The 14,125-nt window shown below is 68.9% G+C and carries 14 protein-coding genes; 9 read left to right on the top strand and 5 right to left on the bottom strand.

All coding sequences use genetic code 11. From position 1 onward, the window contains the following. The first annotated feature begins 65 nt into the window (after window positions 1-65). The 3 genes from ACEN98_RS31740 to ACEN98_RS31730 all read left to right on the top strand — a co-directional run bounded on the left by ACEN98_RS31740 (window position 66) and on the right by ACEN98_RS31730 (window position 3,564). Window positions 66-2,075 carry an ATP-binding protein gene (locus tag ACEN98_RS31740; protein WP_413388814.1) on the top strand — a complete coding sequence of 670 codons (2,010 nt, stop codon included), beginning with the start codon at window positions 66-68 and terminating at the stop codon, window positions 2,073-2,075. Further along, a complete protein-coding gene (kdpE, locus tag ACEN98_RS31735) occupies window positions 2,065-2,763 on the top strand; it encodes a two-component system response regulator KdpE (protein WP_413388813.1) in 699 nt (232 codons plus the stop codon). The genes ACEN98_RS31740 and kdpE overlap by 11 nt, the downstream gene beginning before the upstream one ends. 114 nt (window positions 2,764-2,877) lie before the next feature. Continuing rightward, on the top strand, window positions 2,878-3,564 hold the full coding sequence (locus ACEN98_RS31730) for a choice-of-anchor E domain-containing protein (RefSeq protein WP_413388812.1): 687 nt from the start codon (window positions 2,878-2,880) through the stop codon (window positions 3,562-3,564). 7 nt (window positions 3,565-3,571) lie between these two features. On the opposite strand, the gene ACEN98_RS31725 is transcribed toward ACEN98_RS31730, so the two are convergent. Next, window positions 3,572-4,348: a cupin-like domain-containing protein gene (locus ACEN98_RS31725; protein ID WP_413389122.1), complete on the bottom strand. Its 777-nt coding sequence runs from the start codon at window positions 4,346-4,348 to the stop codon at window positions 3,572-3,574. Between the two features lie 121 nt (window positions 4,349-4,469). On the opposite strand from ACEN98_RS31725, the gene ACEN98_RS31720 reads away from it, so the two are divergent. Next, window positions 4,470-4,877, top strand: coding sequence for a DoxX family protein (locus tag ACEN98_RS31720; protein WP_413388811.1), 408 nt, complete (start codon window positions 4,470-4,472; stop codon window positions 4,875-4,877). On the opposite strand, the gene ACEN98_RS31715 is transcribed toward ACEN98_RS31720, so the two are convergent. Genes ACEN98_RS31715 through ACEN98_RS31705 form a run of 3 tightly spaced genes read right to left on the bottom strand, consistent with a single transcriptional unit; the run spans window position 4,870 to window position 8,046 of the window. Next, window positions 4,870-6,192 (bottom strand): MFS transporter, encoded by a 1,323-nt coding sequence (locus tag ACEN98_RS31715; protein ID WP_413388810.1) that lies wholly within the window; start codon window positions 6,190-6,192, stop codon window positions 4,870-4,872. The genes ACEN98_RS31720 and ACEN98_RS31715 overlap by 8 nt on opposite strands. A 20-nt stretch (window positions 6,193-6,212) precedes the next feature. Then, entirely contained in the window at window positions 6,213-6,983 is a 771-nt protein-coding gene (locus ACEN98_RS31710; protein ID WP_413388809.1) for a substrate-binding domain-containing protein, read from the bottom strand. 13 nt (window positions 6,984-6,996) lie between these two features. Next, complete coding sequence (locus ACEN98_RS31705) at window positions 6,997-8,046, bottom strand: porin (protein ID WP_413388808.1); 1,050 nt, start codon at window positions 8,044-8,046, stop codon at window positions 6,997-6,999. Between the two features lie 107 nt (window positions 8,047-8,153). Between ACEN98_RS31705 and ACEN98_RS31700 the strand changes: the two genes are divergently transcribed. Continuing rightward, window positions 8,154-9,056, top strand: coding sequence for a LysR substrate-binding domain-containing protein (locus tag ACEN98_RS31700; protein ID WP_413388807.1), 903 nt, complete (start codon window positions 8,154-8,156; stop codon window positions 9,054-9,056). A 24-nt stretch (window positions 9,057-9,080) separates the two neighbouring features. Here ACEN98_RS31700 and ACEN98_RS31695 read toward each other — a convergent pair whose 3' ends face one another. Beyond that, window positions 9,081-9,947, bottom strand: coding sequence for a DMT family transporter (locus ACEN98_RS31695; protein WP_413388806.1), 867 nt, complete (start codon window positions 9,945-9,947; stop codon window positions 9,081-9,083). A gap of 80 nt (window positions 9,948-10,027) precedes the next feature. Here ACEN98_RS31695 and ACEN98_RS31690 point away from each other — a divergent pair, with 80 nt between their 5' ends. From ACEN98_RS31690 to ACEN98_RS31675, 4 genes are all read left to right on the top strand, one after another. After that, window positions 10,028-10,945, top strand: a complete 918-nt coding sequence (locus ACEN98_RS31690; protein ID WP_413388805.1) for a LysR family transcriptional regulator — start codon at window positions 10,028-10,030, stop codon at window positions 10,943-10,945. A 132-nt stretch (window positions 10,946-11,077) separates the two neighbouring features. Beyond that, entirely contained in the window at window positions 11,078-12,307 is a 1,230-nt protein-coding gene (locus ACEN98_RS31685; RefSeq protein ID WP_413388804.1) for an ABC transporter substrate-binding protein, read from the top strand. 1 nt (window position 12,308) lies between these two features. Further along, window positions 12,309-13,196 (top strand): carbohydrate ABC transporter permease, encoded by an 888-nt coding sequence (locus tag ACEN98_RS31680; RefSeq protein WP_413388803.1) that lies wholly within the window; start codon window positions 12,309-12,311, stop codon window positions 13,194-13,196. Window positions 13,197-13,198: 2 nt separating this feature from the next. Continuing rightward, window positions 13,199-14,125: a carbohydrate ABC transporter permease gene (locus tag ACEN98_RS31675; RefSeq protein ID WP_413389121.1), complete on the top strand. Its 927-nt coding sequence runs from the start codon at window positions 13,199-13,201 to the stop codon at window positions 14,123-14,125.

The following is a 14,125-nucleotide window of genomic DNA, read 5'->3' as shown; positions in this document are numbered from 1 at the left end:
GCCGCGGTCAGTAAACGCCGTGCATTTTTATGCCGCTTTTACGTGCGATCGCTTACCATCCACGCATGCAGAGTTCCGGATCGACGACATCATCCTCCACGGCCGCCGCGCGCGGCGTGCTGGCCGTGCTGCGCGCCGACAGCGGCGACGAGCGTACCGTCGCCGCGGCCGCACGTCTCGCCGCGGCGGACGGTGCGCCGTGGCACGCCATCCTCGTCGAGAACGCCGGGACGCGCAGGCAGGGCGAGGCGGCGCGCCTGCGCACGCTCGAACTCCTGCGCCAGGCGCAGGCCCGGGGCGCCGTCACCGCCGTGCTGGACGGACCGGACGCGGCCGCCGTCGCCGCCAGCTACGCGCGCCGTCACGGCTGCGCGACGGCCGTGACGGCGCGCGGGCCTGCGGCCGCCGCGTGGCGCGCACCTTTCCTGCGCCGGCTCGCACAGGCGGCGCCGGAACTCGATCTCGTCGAAGTCGCGGCGCCCGCTCCCGCTCCGCCTCGCGCGGAGCCGCTGCACGGCGCCCACGCCGCGGGCAAGCCGGCGCCGCGCCGCTATCTCGCTGCGATCGCGGCCAGCCTGGGCACGGCCATCGTCGCGCTGCCGCTGCTGCCGTTGCTGGACGTGGCCAACGTCGCCATGCTGTTCCTGCTGACGGTGGTGCTCGTCGCGATCCGCCTCGGCCGCGGCCCCGCGATCCTCGCGACCCTGGTCGGCTTTTGCGCGCTCGTCGCCGCCGCGCCGCGCCGCCAGTACGACGTCAGCGAATTCAAGTACGCCGTCGCGCTGGCCGTGATGCTGGCCGTCGGCTGGATCACGGCGCGGCTGACGTCCGACCTGCGCGAGCAGGCGGAAAGCGCGACCGGGCGCGAAGCCCGCACCCGCGCGCTGTACGAATTCGCGCGGGCGCTGTCCGTCGCGCTGCAGACGGAGCAAGTCTTCGAGATCACCCGCCGCTTCCTCGCGCGCACCTTCGATGCCCGCGCCGCGATCCTGTTGCCGGACGATACGGGCCGCCTGCGCTGGCCGGTCGCGGCCCCCGCCAGCGCGGAACGCGCGCCGCTACTCAGCGTGCTGGACATGGCCGCGGCGCAGTGGGCGTTCGACCATGCCGCGCCGGCCGGCGCCGGGACGGCCACGCTGCCCAGCAATCCTTACCTGTACCTGCCGCTGCTGGCGCCGATGCGCTCGCGCGGCGTGCTCGCGGTGCGCGTGCGGGACGTCGCCGCGCTGCTCGTGCCGGAACGGCGCGAACTGCTGGACGCCTTCGCAGCCCTGGCCGCCATCGCGCTCGAGCGCGTGCACTACGTGGACGTGGCCCAGGACGCCGTCGTGCGCATGGAGGGCGAGCGCCTGCGCAACTCGCTGCTGGCGGCGCTGTCGCACGATCTGCGTACGCCGCTCACGAGCCTCGTCGGCCTGTCCGAATCGCTGACCTTGTCGCGTCCGACGCTGGCCGCCGCGCAGATGGAGCTGGCGACCGCGTTGCGCGACGAGGCCCGGCGCATGAGTACCCTCGTCGCCAACCTGCTCGACATGGCGCGCATCCAGAGCGGCGGCGTGAAGCTCAACCTGGAGTGGCAACTGGTCGAGGAGACGATCGGCAGCGCGCTGCGGGCCTGCCGCTGGCAGTTGGGCGGACGAGCGGTCGACACGCGGATCCCGCGCGGCCTGCCGCTCGTGCGCTTCGACGCGGCGCTGCTCGAGCGCGTGCTGTGCAACCTGCTGGAAAACGCCGGCAAGTACACGCCGCCGGACGCCCATGTGACGATCGCGGCGCGCGCGGAAGAGGGCATGCTGGTCGTCGCCGTGTGCGACGACGGCCCGGGCCTGCCGGCGGGCCGCGCGGACGCGCTGTTCGAGAAATTCGTGCGCGGCAGGCAGGAATCGTCGATTGCCGGCGTCGGCCTGGGCCTGGCGATCTGCCGCGCCATCGTGGAGGCCCACGGCGGCCGCATGCGCGCGTTCAACTTGCCGGACGCCGGCGCGTGCTTCGAATTGCGCCTGCCCCTGGGCGAGCCGCCGCCGCTGCCGGACCCCGAACACCATCACCATTTCACCGACCAGCATGAGCATTGAATCCGCCGCACCCGTCGCCCTCATCGTCGAGGACGAACCGCAGATCCGCCGCTTCGTCCGCATGGCCCTCGAAGGCGAGGGCTGGCAAGTGCACCAGTCCGAGACGCTGAAGCGCGGCCGGATCGACGCCGGCAGCCGCACGCCCGACCTCATCGTCCTCGACCTGGGCCTGCCCGACGGCGACGGCATGCAACTGATCCGCGACGTGCGCACCTGGAGCCCCGTGCCGATCATCGTGCTGTCCGCGCGCATCGACGAGGCGGACAAGATCGCGGCGCTGGATGCCGGCGCGGACGACTACCTGACGAAGCCCTTCGGCATCGGCGAACTGCTCGCACGCGTGCGCGCCGCGCTGCGCCGCCAGCACAAGGCGGGCGGCGACGCCTCCGCACGCATCGTGTTCGGCCGGGTCGAGGTGGACCTGAACAAGCGCACGGTCCAGCGCGACGGCCAGCCCGTGCACCTGACGCCGACCGAGTACAAGCTCCTGTCCGTGCTGATCGCGAACCTGGGCCGCGTCGTCACGGCGCCCCAGCTCCTGCGCGAGGTGTGGGGGCCGTCGAACGCGGACAATGGACATTACGTGCGCATCTACATGGGACATCTGCGCCAGAAGCTGGAAGACGATCCGGCGCAGCCCCGGCACCTGTTGACCGAAACCGCCGTCGGCTATAGATTGCAATCTTGACACTTAAATTGTGTAAAAGAAAACATGCACGTGTGAAATTTGTTCATTATTATGGTTATAATGGAAATCCGTATCACCCGTTAATAACCAAACATTTAATTTGAACCAGCACACATGAAAAAGACACTTGCAGCCCTGGCGGCAACCGCCGCATTCCTCCCGTTCGCATCCGCGCAAGCGAGCACGCTGAGCTATTCCGACAGTGTCGCCCTGGCCACGACCAACTGGTCGAACACCTTGTCGTTTTCGAAATTCGACACCAGCCTCGGTAACCTGACCTCGATCCGCTTCGACCTGTCCGGCGTCGTGCAGGGCAACGGCAATGCGGAAAGCCTGGATGCGACGGCCTCCACCGTGACCCTGTCGCTGGGTTCGCTGCTGGGCCTGACCCGTCCGGACAACAGCACGCTGGTCGTGACGAACCCGGTGTTCAGCCAGACCTTCGATTTCAGCGCGTTCGACGGCAGCATCAACTTCGACGGCACGTCGGGCGGCTCGACCGGTTCCGTATCGGCGTCGGGCGCGAACTTCTTCGTCAGCAGCAGCGCGAGCGATTTCGCCCTGTTCTCGGCGCTGGGCGGCGGCACGATCAACCTGGGCCTGAACGCCGTCGGCGCGTCGAGCGGCAACGGTTCGGGCAACCTCATCACGCAATTCAGCACGGCCGCATCGGGCGTCGCGAAGGTCACCTACACGTACACCGCGCCGTCGACGGACCTGCCGGAACCGGCCAGCCTGGCGCTGATCTGCGGCGGCCTGGGCCTGCTGGGCGCCGCGCGCCGCCGCAAGCACAAGGCGTAAGCGCCGCTCAGGGCGTTGCCCGCCGCAGCGAAGGCTCGTCCTTCAGCGCGAGCGGCATCGCCCTGGCCCAGCGGTTGACGGACAAGGCGAACGTCAATGCCCGCACCTGGTGATACCAGCCGGCGGGCACGTACAGCATCTCCCCGGGCTCGACGATGCATTCGACCGGCGCCGCCCGGCGCGCGAGCGGATACGCATCGAAATCGGGCCGCTCCGGATCGAACGGGGACCCGAACAGCACCGGATTCGCCTCGCGCACGTACAGGAACTCGTCGTGGTGGGGCGGAACGAGGAAGATCCTTTTCGTGCCCCAGATCTGCGCGAAGATATTGTCGTCGTAGTCGCAATGCAGCGGCGTCACCGTGCCGGCGGGGCCGAGCCAGAAGCGGGGCGGACCCATCTTGCCGAAGTAGCCGGGCCAGTGGCACATCGCATTCAATGCATTGATTTCCAGGTTGCCGACATACGGCGGTAAGCCGTCCCTCCAGTCCGCGACGAGATCCAGGTACTCGCCCATCGCCAGGTCCCGCATCGCGCGGTCCGGCGCGAACGCCGTGCCGATGTAGTCGCCCACGCGGGCGCGCACGGGCACGTCGCCGAACCTTGCGCGCAATGCCGCCGGCGTGAAGGCGCACAAAGGCCAGCGGCCGACGAGGCCCGTGATCATGAACGGCAGGCCGCGTTCGGCCTGCGCGAGGAAGGCGGCGCGATCGAGCGTCCTGAAACGGGGGACGGCGGTCAGGGGTGGGAGTTTGCGTGATGCGTCACGGATGGCGTCGCGCATGGCGGCGATCGACGTCACGCCGCGCACGCGGGCATTCTTGTCGGGATCAGGAATCAACGGCTGGTTCTCTTCAGGTGGCGTACCATGGAAGTATACAGTCGTGTTCACACTAGGAGGGGATATGGAAAACCGGATGGACGATGGCGGCAGGCTGGTCCTGCGTGCCGTGCTGGCCGTGTCGATCCTGTTTCACGGCGTGTCGAAGCTGATCGGCGGCGTCGGCTTCATCAGTGGCATGCTGGTCAAGGCGGGCCTGCCGGGCGCCCTGGGCTACCTCGTGTACATCGGCGAAGTGATCGCGCCGCTGCTGATCCTGTTCGGCGTGTTCACGCGCGCCGCGGCGCTCGTCGTGGCCGTGAACATGATCGTCGCGCTGCTGCTGGTCCACACGAGCCAGTTCTTCACCCTGAACGACACGGGCGGCTGGGCGCTCGAACTGCAGGGGATGTATCTCGGCGCCGCCGTCGCCATCGCCCTGCTGGGTGCAGGGCGCTACAGCGTCGGCGGCCTGACGGGCCGCTTCAATTGACGGCCACGCGCTCCTTCACGATGCCGCGGTAGACGAGGAAGGTCGCGAACAGGCTGATCGCGGCGGCACCCGCCATCCACCAGCCGGGGGCGGCCTTGTCGCCCGTGGCGTCGATCAGCCACGTCGAGAACAGCGGCGTCATGCCGCCGAACAGCGCGGTCGCGAGGCTGTACGCCAGCGAGAAGCCGGTCGTGCGTACCTGCAGCGGGATGATTTCCGTGAGGGCGACGATGGTGGCGCCGTTATAGCTGCCATACAGGAACGACAGCCACAGCTCGATCATCACCATGTTGCCGAAGCTGGGATGCGCGATCAGCCACGACAGCGCGGGATACGCCGTGACGGCGGCCAGCGCCGAACAGACGGCCATCACGGGCCAGCGGCCGATGCGGTCCGACAGGGCGCCCATCACGGGCAGCCAGATGAAGTTCGACACGCCGACGCACAGCGTCACGAGCAGGCTTTCCTCGGTGGAGAGTTTCAGCACGCTCTTGCCGAACGTGGGCGTGTACACGGTGATCAGGTAGAACGCGACGGTCGTCATCACGACCAGCATGGCGCCGGCCGTCACGATGGGCCAGTTCAGCGTCAGCGTGCGCATCACCTGCGCAAACGTCGGGTGCGATTTCTGCGCGAGATACGCCTGCGTCTCCTGCAGCGAGCGGCGGATGTAGAACACGACGGGGATGATCGAGCAGCCGATGAAGAACGGGATGCGCCAGCCCCAGTCGGCGATGACGTCCTTCGGCATCGCGTGGTTCAGGCCATAGCCCAGTGCGGCGGAAAACACGACGGCCACCTGCTGGCTGGCCGACTGCCAGCTCACGTAATAGCCCTTGTTGCCCGGCGTCGCCATCTCGGACAGGTAGACCGACACGCCGCCCAGTTCCACGCCCGCCGAAAAGCCCTGCAGCAGGCGGCCGGCCAGCACGAGCAGCGGCGCCATGAGGCCGATGGTCGCGTAGCCGGGCACGAACGCGATCAGCGCGGTGCCCGATGCCATGATGCCGAGCGTGAGCACGAGACCCTTGCGGCGGCCGATGCGGTCGACGTAGCTGCCCAGGAAGATGGCGCCCAGCGGGCGCATGAAGAAGCCGGCGCCGAACGTGGCGAACGTCATCATCAGCGCGGCGTACTCGCTGGTCGCCGGGAAGAACGCGGCCGCGATCTGGTTCGCGTAGAAGCCGAACAGGAAGAAATCGTACATCTCGATGAAATTGCCGCTCGTGACGCGGATGACGGCGCCGAGCTTCGATGGCCCGCGCGCGGGTGCTGCTGTCGCGGCGCGCGCCGCGACGGTCGATTGACTGGTCATGATGTGTCTCCGGAGTGGGTTCAGTGCGGGGCCGCGGCGGGTTCGAGCCCGGTGGCCTCGATGGCGGGCGCGTTCGCGGGCGCCGCGAGGAAGCGGAGCAGGGCGCGGCCCGCGTCCGCATGGGCAGCGCCGCGCACGATGGCGCCGGCGAACTGCGTCTTCAGCTGGACTTCGGCCGGCAGCACGCCGACGATGTCGATGCCCTGCACGGGTTTCAGCTCGCTCCTTTGCTGGCAGCCGAAATCCGCCTCGCCGTGCGCGATGATCTCGCCCACCGGCGTGGCCGGGATCTGCGCGGCCTTGCCCTGCATCTGCTGCTGGATGCCCAGTTTGTCCAGCAGTTCGCGTTTGATGTATTCGCCGCTCGCGCTGTCCGAATACGCCACCTTCGACGCCTGCAGGAAAGCCCGGCGCAGGCCGTCGACGGTGCCGATGTCGGGCTTGGGCACGCCATGGCGCACGGCGCACGCGATCGGGGAATCGGCGAGGACGACCTTGCTGCCCGGTTCGAGCTTCCCTTCGGTCATCAGCTTGTCCAGTGCGTCGCCGACCATGATGACGACGTCGACATGTTCGCCGCGGGCGAGGCGCGCGGGAATCGCGTTCTTCGTCGCGCCCATCGACGGGCCCCACTCGGACACGAGCTTGTCGCCGCTCGCGCGCTCGTACGGCCCGGACAAGTCCTTGTAGGCCTGGGCGAAACCGCCCGAGCTGACGACGTGCACGTCGGTGGCGTGGGCGACGCCGGCGGTGGCGAAGGCGAGGGCGGCGAGGGTGGTCTTGATGTGCATAAGGGTCTCCTTGTCAGAATTTCTGCATGAGGCCGAGCGTGACGCCCGTGCCGTGGCGGTCCCTGGACGCGGCATCGCCGCGCCAGGCCGTGTAGTCGGCTTCCACGTAGGCCGTGGTGCGCGGCGCGAGTGTCTTTTCGACGAACAGGAAGCCGCGGTCGAAGCCGTCGTCGACGTAGCCGGTGGCCTCGCGCCGCACGCCGTACCAGGCCGTCGTGACGAGCAGGTCGCGGGCCAGCGGGCGGCTCACGCCGGCGGACAGCACGCGCTGGGCGACGCGTTTGGCCGGTCCGGTGTCCGCGTCGTTGCGCGCCGCGTTGGCCTTCAGCTGCCAGGCGCCGAACCGCACGGCGGCGCCGAGGCTCCACGCATCGAGCGGCAGGCCGTCGCGGCTGCGGAACTGCATCGCCGCGCCGGAGACGACCCAGTCCGGGCGCTGGTACGCGAGCGCGACGCCATGGCTGCCCGACGCGCCCGCGTCGCCGGCCACTTCGCCGGCCGAATACGCGGCGCGCGCCTGCCACGGCCCCACGGTCGCCGTGTACTTGACCGTGTTGTCCAGGCGGTAGAAGTTGTCCGCGTAGCCGCTCGGACCATACTGGCGTCCGAAGGCATGCGTGCCGAACGCCGTGTTCGAGAGGCCCGCCACGTTGATGTTCGGGTTGAACGACGCGTCGCGCTTGCCGAGCGGGTCGACGGGGAGCAGGGCGTCGGAGATCAGGTTGGCCTGGCGTCCGACGGCGAGCTGGCCGTAGGGGGAATCGAGGCCGGCCCAGGCCTGGCGGTCGAACAGGCGGTCGCTCTTGGCCTGCGTGCCGGTGTCGGCGTTCATGCCGCCTTCGAGCCGGAACACGGCCTTCCAGCCGCCGCCCAGGTCTTCCTGGCCGCGGATGCCCCAGCGGCTGGTCTGGTTCACGCCGCTCGCGACGGATGTCGTGCTGCCGGGGAGGCCGTCGACGGCGCGCAGGCCGACGTCGACGATGCCGTAGAGATTGACGCCCGTCTGGGCGAAGCAGCTGCCGGTGGCGGCAAGCAATACGGTGAGGGCGCAGGAATGGCGCACGTTGTCTCCTTGTGATGCCTTCTTGGCGAGGCTGATGGGTGAGTCGCTAGATCATCCGACAAAACGAATGATTTGATAATTGCAAATTTCCAGCGTATTCTTGCGCCATGCGCATCAATTACGATCTTCACGACTTGCAGGCATTCGTTGCCGTCGCCGAGCGGGCCAGCTTCCGGCAGGCGGCGGCCGACCTGTTCCTGTCCCAGTCGGCGCTGAGCCGGCGCATCGACAAGCTCGAGGACAGCCTCGGTGTGAAGCTGTTCGAACGGACCACGCGCCGCGTGCACCTGACGAACGTCGGCCAGACTTTCCTCGTCAACGTGCGCACGGCGCTGGACGGCCTGGAAGACGCGGTGCTCGGCGTCGCCGACCTGGCGGCCCACCGCACCGGTTCCGTCACGCTCGCGTGCGTGCCGTCCGCCGTGTGGCACTTCCTGCCGGACGTGCTGACGCGCTTCAGCGAGCGCTTCCCGCGCATCCGCGTGCGCGTGCACGACGAGAGCGCGCAGGACGTGCTGAACCTCGTGCTGGCGGGAGAGGCGGATTTCGGCATCAACTTCACCGGCGCGGAAAATCCGGAGATCGAGTTCGAGCCGATCTACGTGGAGAGCTACGTGCTGGCGATGCGCCGCGACCATCCGCTCGCGGGCCGCAAGGAACTCGGCTGGAAGGAGACGGTCGACGAGCGCTACATCTCGGTCGCGAAATCGAGCGGCAACCGGACCGTCATCGACGCGGCGCTGGCCGGCGTCGAAAAGCACCCGGTGATCCTGTGCGAGGTGAACCACGTGTCCGGCGTGCTGGCCCTCGTCGAGGCGGGGATGGGCGTGGCCGCGGTGCCCGGCCTGTCCGTGCTGCCGGGGCGGCCGGACACGATCGTCGGCATCCCGCTCGTGAACCCGGCGATCCACCGGACGCTGGGCCTGATCGCCAAGCGCAACCACGCGATGGCGCCGGCGGCGCGCACACTGTTCGACATGCTGAGGGAAGCCTTGGTGCAGGCGTCTTAGTGCAGCCGTCATAGTGCAGCCATCTTAGTGAAGGCGTGGGCGGCGCTGGCTCCACAGCAGCCCCGCCAGCACGAGCGCGCCGCCAGCCGCGTGGTAGCCGTGCAGCCGTTCGCCCAGCAGCCCCCACGCGCCCAGCGCGACCAGCAGCGGCAGCAGATTCATGAAGACGGCGGCGCGTGCGGGCCCGATCCGCTTGATGCCGTTCATCCAGGAGAACGGCGCCCCGATCGACGCGGCGGTGCCGGCATACAGGACCAGCGGCAGGTTGGCGGCCGTGACCGGCGCAGCGGGCGCACACCACCAGAACGGCGCGAGGCAGAGCACGCCGAAGCCGATCTGCACATAGAGCTGTTCCCACGTCGACAGCGGCAGCGCCCAGCGCTTGAGCAGGACGCCATACACGGCGTTCGACGCGACGGCGACGACCATCAACGCATCGCCGGGATGCAGTCCGCCGTGGAGCAGTCGGCCCGGCGCGCCCTGCGCCGCGAGGACGATCACGCCGGCCAGCGACAGCAGGGCGCCGCCGATCGTTGCCCGCGTCGGACGCTCGCGCACGGCCAGCGCGGCCAGCAGCGCGGACATCAGCGGCATCGTGGCGACGATCACGCCCATGTTGATCGCGGTCGTCGTCCGCGCCGCCTCGTACGCCAGGCCCTGGTACGTCGCCATGCCGAGGGCGCCCAGCAGCGCGAGTTTCGGCCAGTGCCGCGCCACGACGGCGCGCTTGCGCCACACGGCGCGCGCGACGAACGGCGTGAGGATCGCGCCGGCGAGCACCCAGCGATAGAAGGCGATGGCGGCCGGTGCGATGGCGGTGGCCGCGGATTTGGTGACCAGCGTGTTGCCGGTCCAGATGCACACGGCCAGCAGGGGAAAGAGTGTGTTCATGCCGCCATCATCGGCGGACCGCGGGCGTGCGTAAAGTGATATCCTTGCAGGCAACCCGTGCACCGTATGCAGCATTCGCGATGACTCTCCAGACCCTCGACCTCAATCTCCTCGTCGACCTCGACGCCCTGCTGCAGGCGGGCAGCGTGGCGGGCGCGGCACAACGCCTGCACGTGAGCGCGCCGGCGATGAGCCGCCGCCTCGCGCGCCTGCGCGACGCGTTCGGCGACCCGCTGTTCGTGCCGGCCGGGCGCGGCCTCGTGCCGACGTCGCGTGCGCTGGCGCTGCGCGAGGCGGTCGCCCACGCCATCGACCAGGTGCGCGGCGTGCTGCAGCCGCCGCGCGTGGATTTTGCGACCCTGGAGCGGACGTTCACGATCCGCGCCAACGACGGGTTCGCCGGCGCGTGGGCCGCAAGGCTGGCGGCGGCGATGCGCGCCGAGGCGCCGGGCACCGCGCTGCAGTTCCTGCCGCGTGCGAGCCGGGATCCGGACGCGCTGCGCAGCGGCGAGGTCGACCTCGACATCCTCGTCGTGAAGGGGCCGGAGCCGGGCATCCTCACGGAGCGGCTGTTCACGGCGCCGTTCGTGGGCGTCGTCCGGCGCGGCCACCCCTTGTGCGCCGGGCGCCGCCGCGCCAGAATCACGCCGGAGGGATTCGTCGCGTGGCAGCACATCGCCACGTCGCCCGGCCGGCGCTCGTGCGCGGCCGTCGACGCGGCCCTCGCCGAGCGCGGCCTGCGCCGCACCGTCGCCCTCGTCGCGCCGGGCTTCCAGGCCGCGCTGGCGATGGCACTGGCGTCCGACTTCGTCGCCGTGATGCCGGCGCCGTTCGTGCAATGGGCGATGGCGACGATGCCGTTGCAGACGTTTGCACTTCCGTTCGCGCTGCCGGCCGTGGACGTGGAACAGTGCTGGCACCAGCGCCAGCATGCGGACCCCGTCCACGCGTGGCTGCGGCGCCACGTCCGGGCCGTGTGCGCGCAGGCGGCAGGCTAGCGCGTTGTTTTGTTTGACACTGATTTTTTTGGGATGTTATAGTCGGACCATGCCCATGGGAACGTTTCCATGGCATGCCGCAAACGTATAAAAAAGGCGCCGGCCTCGCCAGGATGCCATAACGGAGACAGCATGTACGGAACCCGCAGGGCGATGTTGTGCGCCTGGCTGTGCGCGACTACGGTTGCGGCGCATGCCGGTCCACGGGCCGAGGTGATCCACTGGTGGACGTCCGGCGGCGAATCGGCAGCCGTGAAGCAGGTCGAACAGGCCTACCGCGACGCCGGGGGCACGTGGGTCGACACCGCGATCGCGGGCGGCGACCAGTCGCGCGCGGTCACCATCAACCGCATCATCGGCGGCAATCCGCCGACCGCCGCCCAGTTCAACACGTCGAAGCAGTTCCTCGACATCATCGAGGAAGACCTGCTGAATCCCGTCGACGACCTCGCCCGGCGCGACCGCTGGGACCAGGTGCTGCCCGCGCCCATCGTCGACGTGATCAAGGTGCGCGGCCATTGGTACGCCGTGCCGATGAACATCCACATGCAGACGTGGATCTGGTACTCCAGGGCCGCATTCGCAAAGGCCGGCATCGCGCGCGAGCCCGCGACGATGGACGAGCTGTTCGCCGCACTCGACAAGCTGAAGGCCGCCGGCGTGATCCCGCTCGCGCATGGCGGCCAGGCGTGGCAGGACATCCTGCTGTTCTCGATGGTCCTGTCGAACATGGGCGGGCGCGACCTGTACCTGAAGGTGATCCGGGACCGTGACCAGGCGGCGATCCGTTCCGCCGAATTCCGCAAGGTGCTCGTCGCCTACAAGCGCCTGCAGGCTTACGTCGATCCGGCGTCGCCGGGCCGGAACTGGAACGACGCGACGGCGCTCGTCATCGGCGGCAAGGCGGGCATGCAGATCATGGGCGACTGGGCGAAGGGAGAATTCATCGCCGCCGGCCAGGCGCCGGGCCGCCAGTTCGGCTGCCTGCCGGGCCTGGGCGCGGACAGCCCCTACCTGATCCAGGGCGACGTGTTCGTGTTCCCGAAAACGGACGACGCCGGCGCGCTGCGCGCGCAGAAGCTGCTCGCGAGCGTGGTCGACAAGCCGGACGTGCAGCTCGCGTTCAACAAGCTGAAAGGTTCGGTGCCCGTGCGCCTGGATGCGGACGACAGCCAGTTCGACGCGTGCGCGCGCAAGGGCATGGCGATCCTGCGCGATCCGAAGCGGCCCGTCGGCGTCGCCGAGGTGTACCTGACGCCGGACCAGAATGGCGCGCTGCAGGATGTGCTGACCGCCTACTGGAATACCAACATGCCCGTCGAACGGGCCCAGAACAGCATCGCGTCGGCGCTGCGCTACTGACATGGCGACCTTACGACTCACGCGCGTCACGCCGTACACCGCGCTGCTGCCGATGGCCCTCGTGGCCGCACTCGGCTATCTCGGCGCCGGCCTGTGGACGTTTTATATTTCGCTGACCGGCTCGCGCACGTTCCCGTCCGGGCACTTCATCGGCCTCGCCCAATACCACCGGCTGTTCGACAACGAGCGTTGGATGCTCTCGCTGCACAACCTGGCCGCGTACGGCGTGCTGTTCGTGCTGGCCTGCTTGGTCATCGGCTTTTTGCTCGCGGTAGTCATCGACCAGAACGCGATGTGGAAAATGAGGGGCGAGGGCGTGTTCCGCACGATCTTCCTGTACCCGTACGCCATGTCGTTCGTGGCGACGGGCCTCGTGTGGCAATGGCTGCTGACGCCGGGCGACGGCATCGACGGCAGCCTGCGCGCGCTCGGGTTCCACGACCTCCGCTTCGACTGGATCGTGTCGCAGGACTTCGCCATCCATACCGTCGTCATCGCCACCGTGTGGCAGATGTCCGGCCTCGTGATGGCGCTGATGCTGGCGGGCCTGCGCGGCGTCGACCCGGAAATCTGGAAGGCGGCACGCCTGGACGGCATCCCCGCGTGGCGCGTCTACGCCCAGATCATCCTGCCGATGCTGTGGCCCACCATCGCCACCGTCCTGCTGTTGCTGGCGACCGCGGTGGCGAAGCTGTACGATGCCGTCGTCGCGATGACGCAGGGCGGCCCCGGCATCGCCAGCGAAGTGCCTGCGAAATTCATCATGGACCACCTGTTCCTGCGCTCGAACGTGGGCCTCGCGTCGGCCGGCGCGATCGTGCTGCTCGTGCCGGTGCTCGCGCTGCTCGCGCCCTATGCCTATGCCCGCAGCCGCAAGGAGGCCGCATGAAAATGGAATCGATCGTCCCGCCGCTGCCGGCGACGACACCCGTCGCCGCGCCACGGAAGGTGGTCCGGCGCGCGCGCCGCCGCTGGACACCGGCCCGCATCGGCCTGTATGTGTTCCTGCTGGGCGCCGCGCTGTTCTTCCTGCTGCCGCTGTACGTGATGATCGTGACGTCGCTGAAGTCGATGGACGAGATCCGCCAGGGCGGCATCTTCGCGCTGCCGCACGCGCTCACGCTGGAGCCGTGGCGCCTCGCGTGGAGCGGCGTGTGCACGGGCGCCGCTTGCGACGGCGTGCGCACCGGGTTCTGGAATTCCGTCGCCATCACCGTGCCGTCGACAATCCTGCCAATCTTGCTGGGCGCCGTGAACGGCTACGCGCTGTCGTTCTGGCGGCCGCGCGGCGCGAACCTCCTGTTCGGCATCCTGATGGCGGGCGCGTTCGTGCCCGTGCAGGTGATGATCTATCCGCTCGTGCGCGTGCTGGCGCTGGCAGGCATCTTCGGCTCGCTGCCGGCGATCGTGCTCGTGCACCTGGTCTTCGGCATGCCCGTGATGACCTTGTTGTTCCGGAATTACTACTGCAACGTGCCGCACGAGCTGTTCCAGGCCGCGCGCATCGATGGCGGCGGGTTCTGGCGCATCTTCCTGCAGGTGATGCTGCCGATGTCGCTGCCGGTCGTCGTCGTCGCGGCGATCATGCAGGTGACGGGCGTGTGGAACGACTACATCCTCGGCCTGGTGTTCGCGGGGCGCGACAACATGCCGATGATGGTCCAGCTGAACAACGTGATCAACACGACGACCGGCGTGCGGCAGTACAACGTGAACATGGCGGCGACGATCCTCACGGCGCTCGTGCCGCTCGCGCTGTACTTTTTCTCGGGCCGCTGGTTCGTGCGCGGCATCGCCGCCGGCGCCGTGAAAGGATAG

It is taken from the genome of Massilia sp. CT11-137 (assembly GCF_047302885.1).
Classification (GTDB): domain Bacteria; phylum Pseudomonadota; class Gammaproteobacteria; order Burkholderiales; family Burkholderiaceae_D; genus Telluria; species Telluria orientalis.
This window is presented reverse-complemented; position numbering and strand designations above follow the sequence as displayed.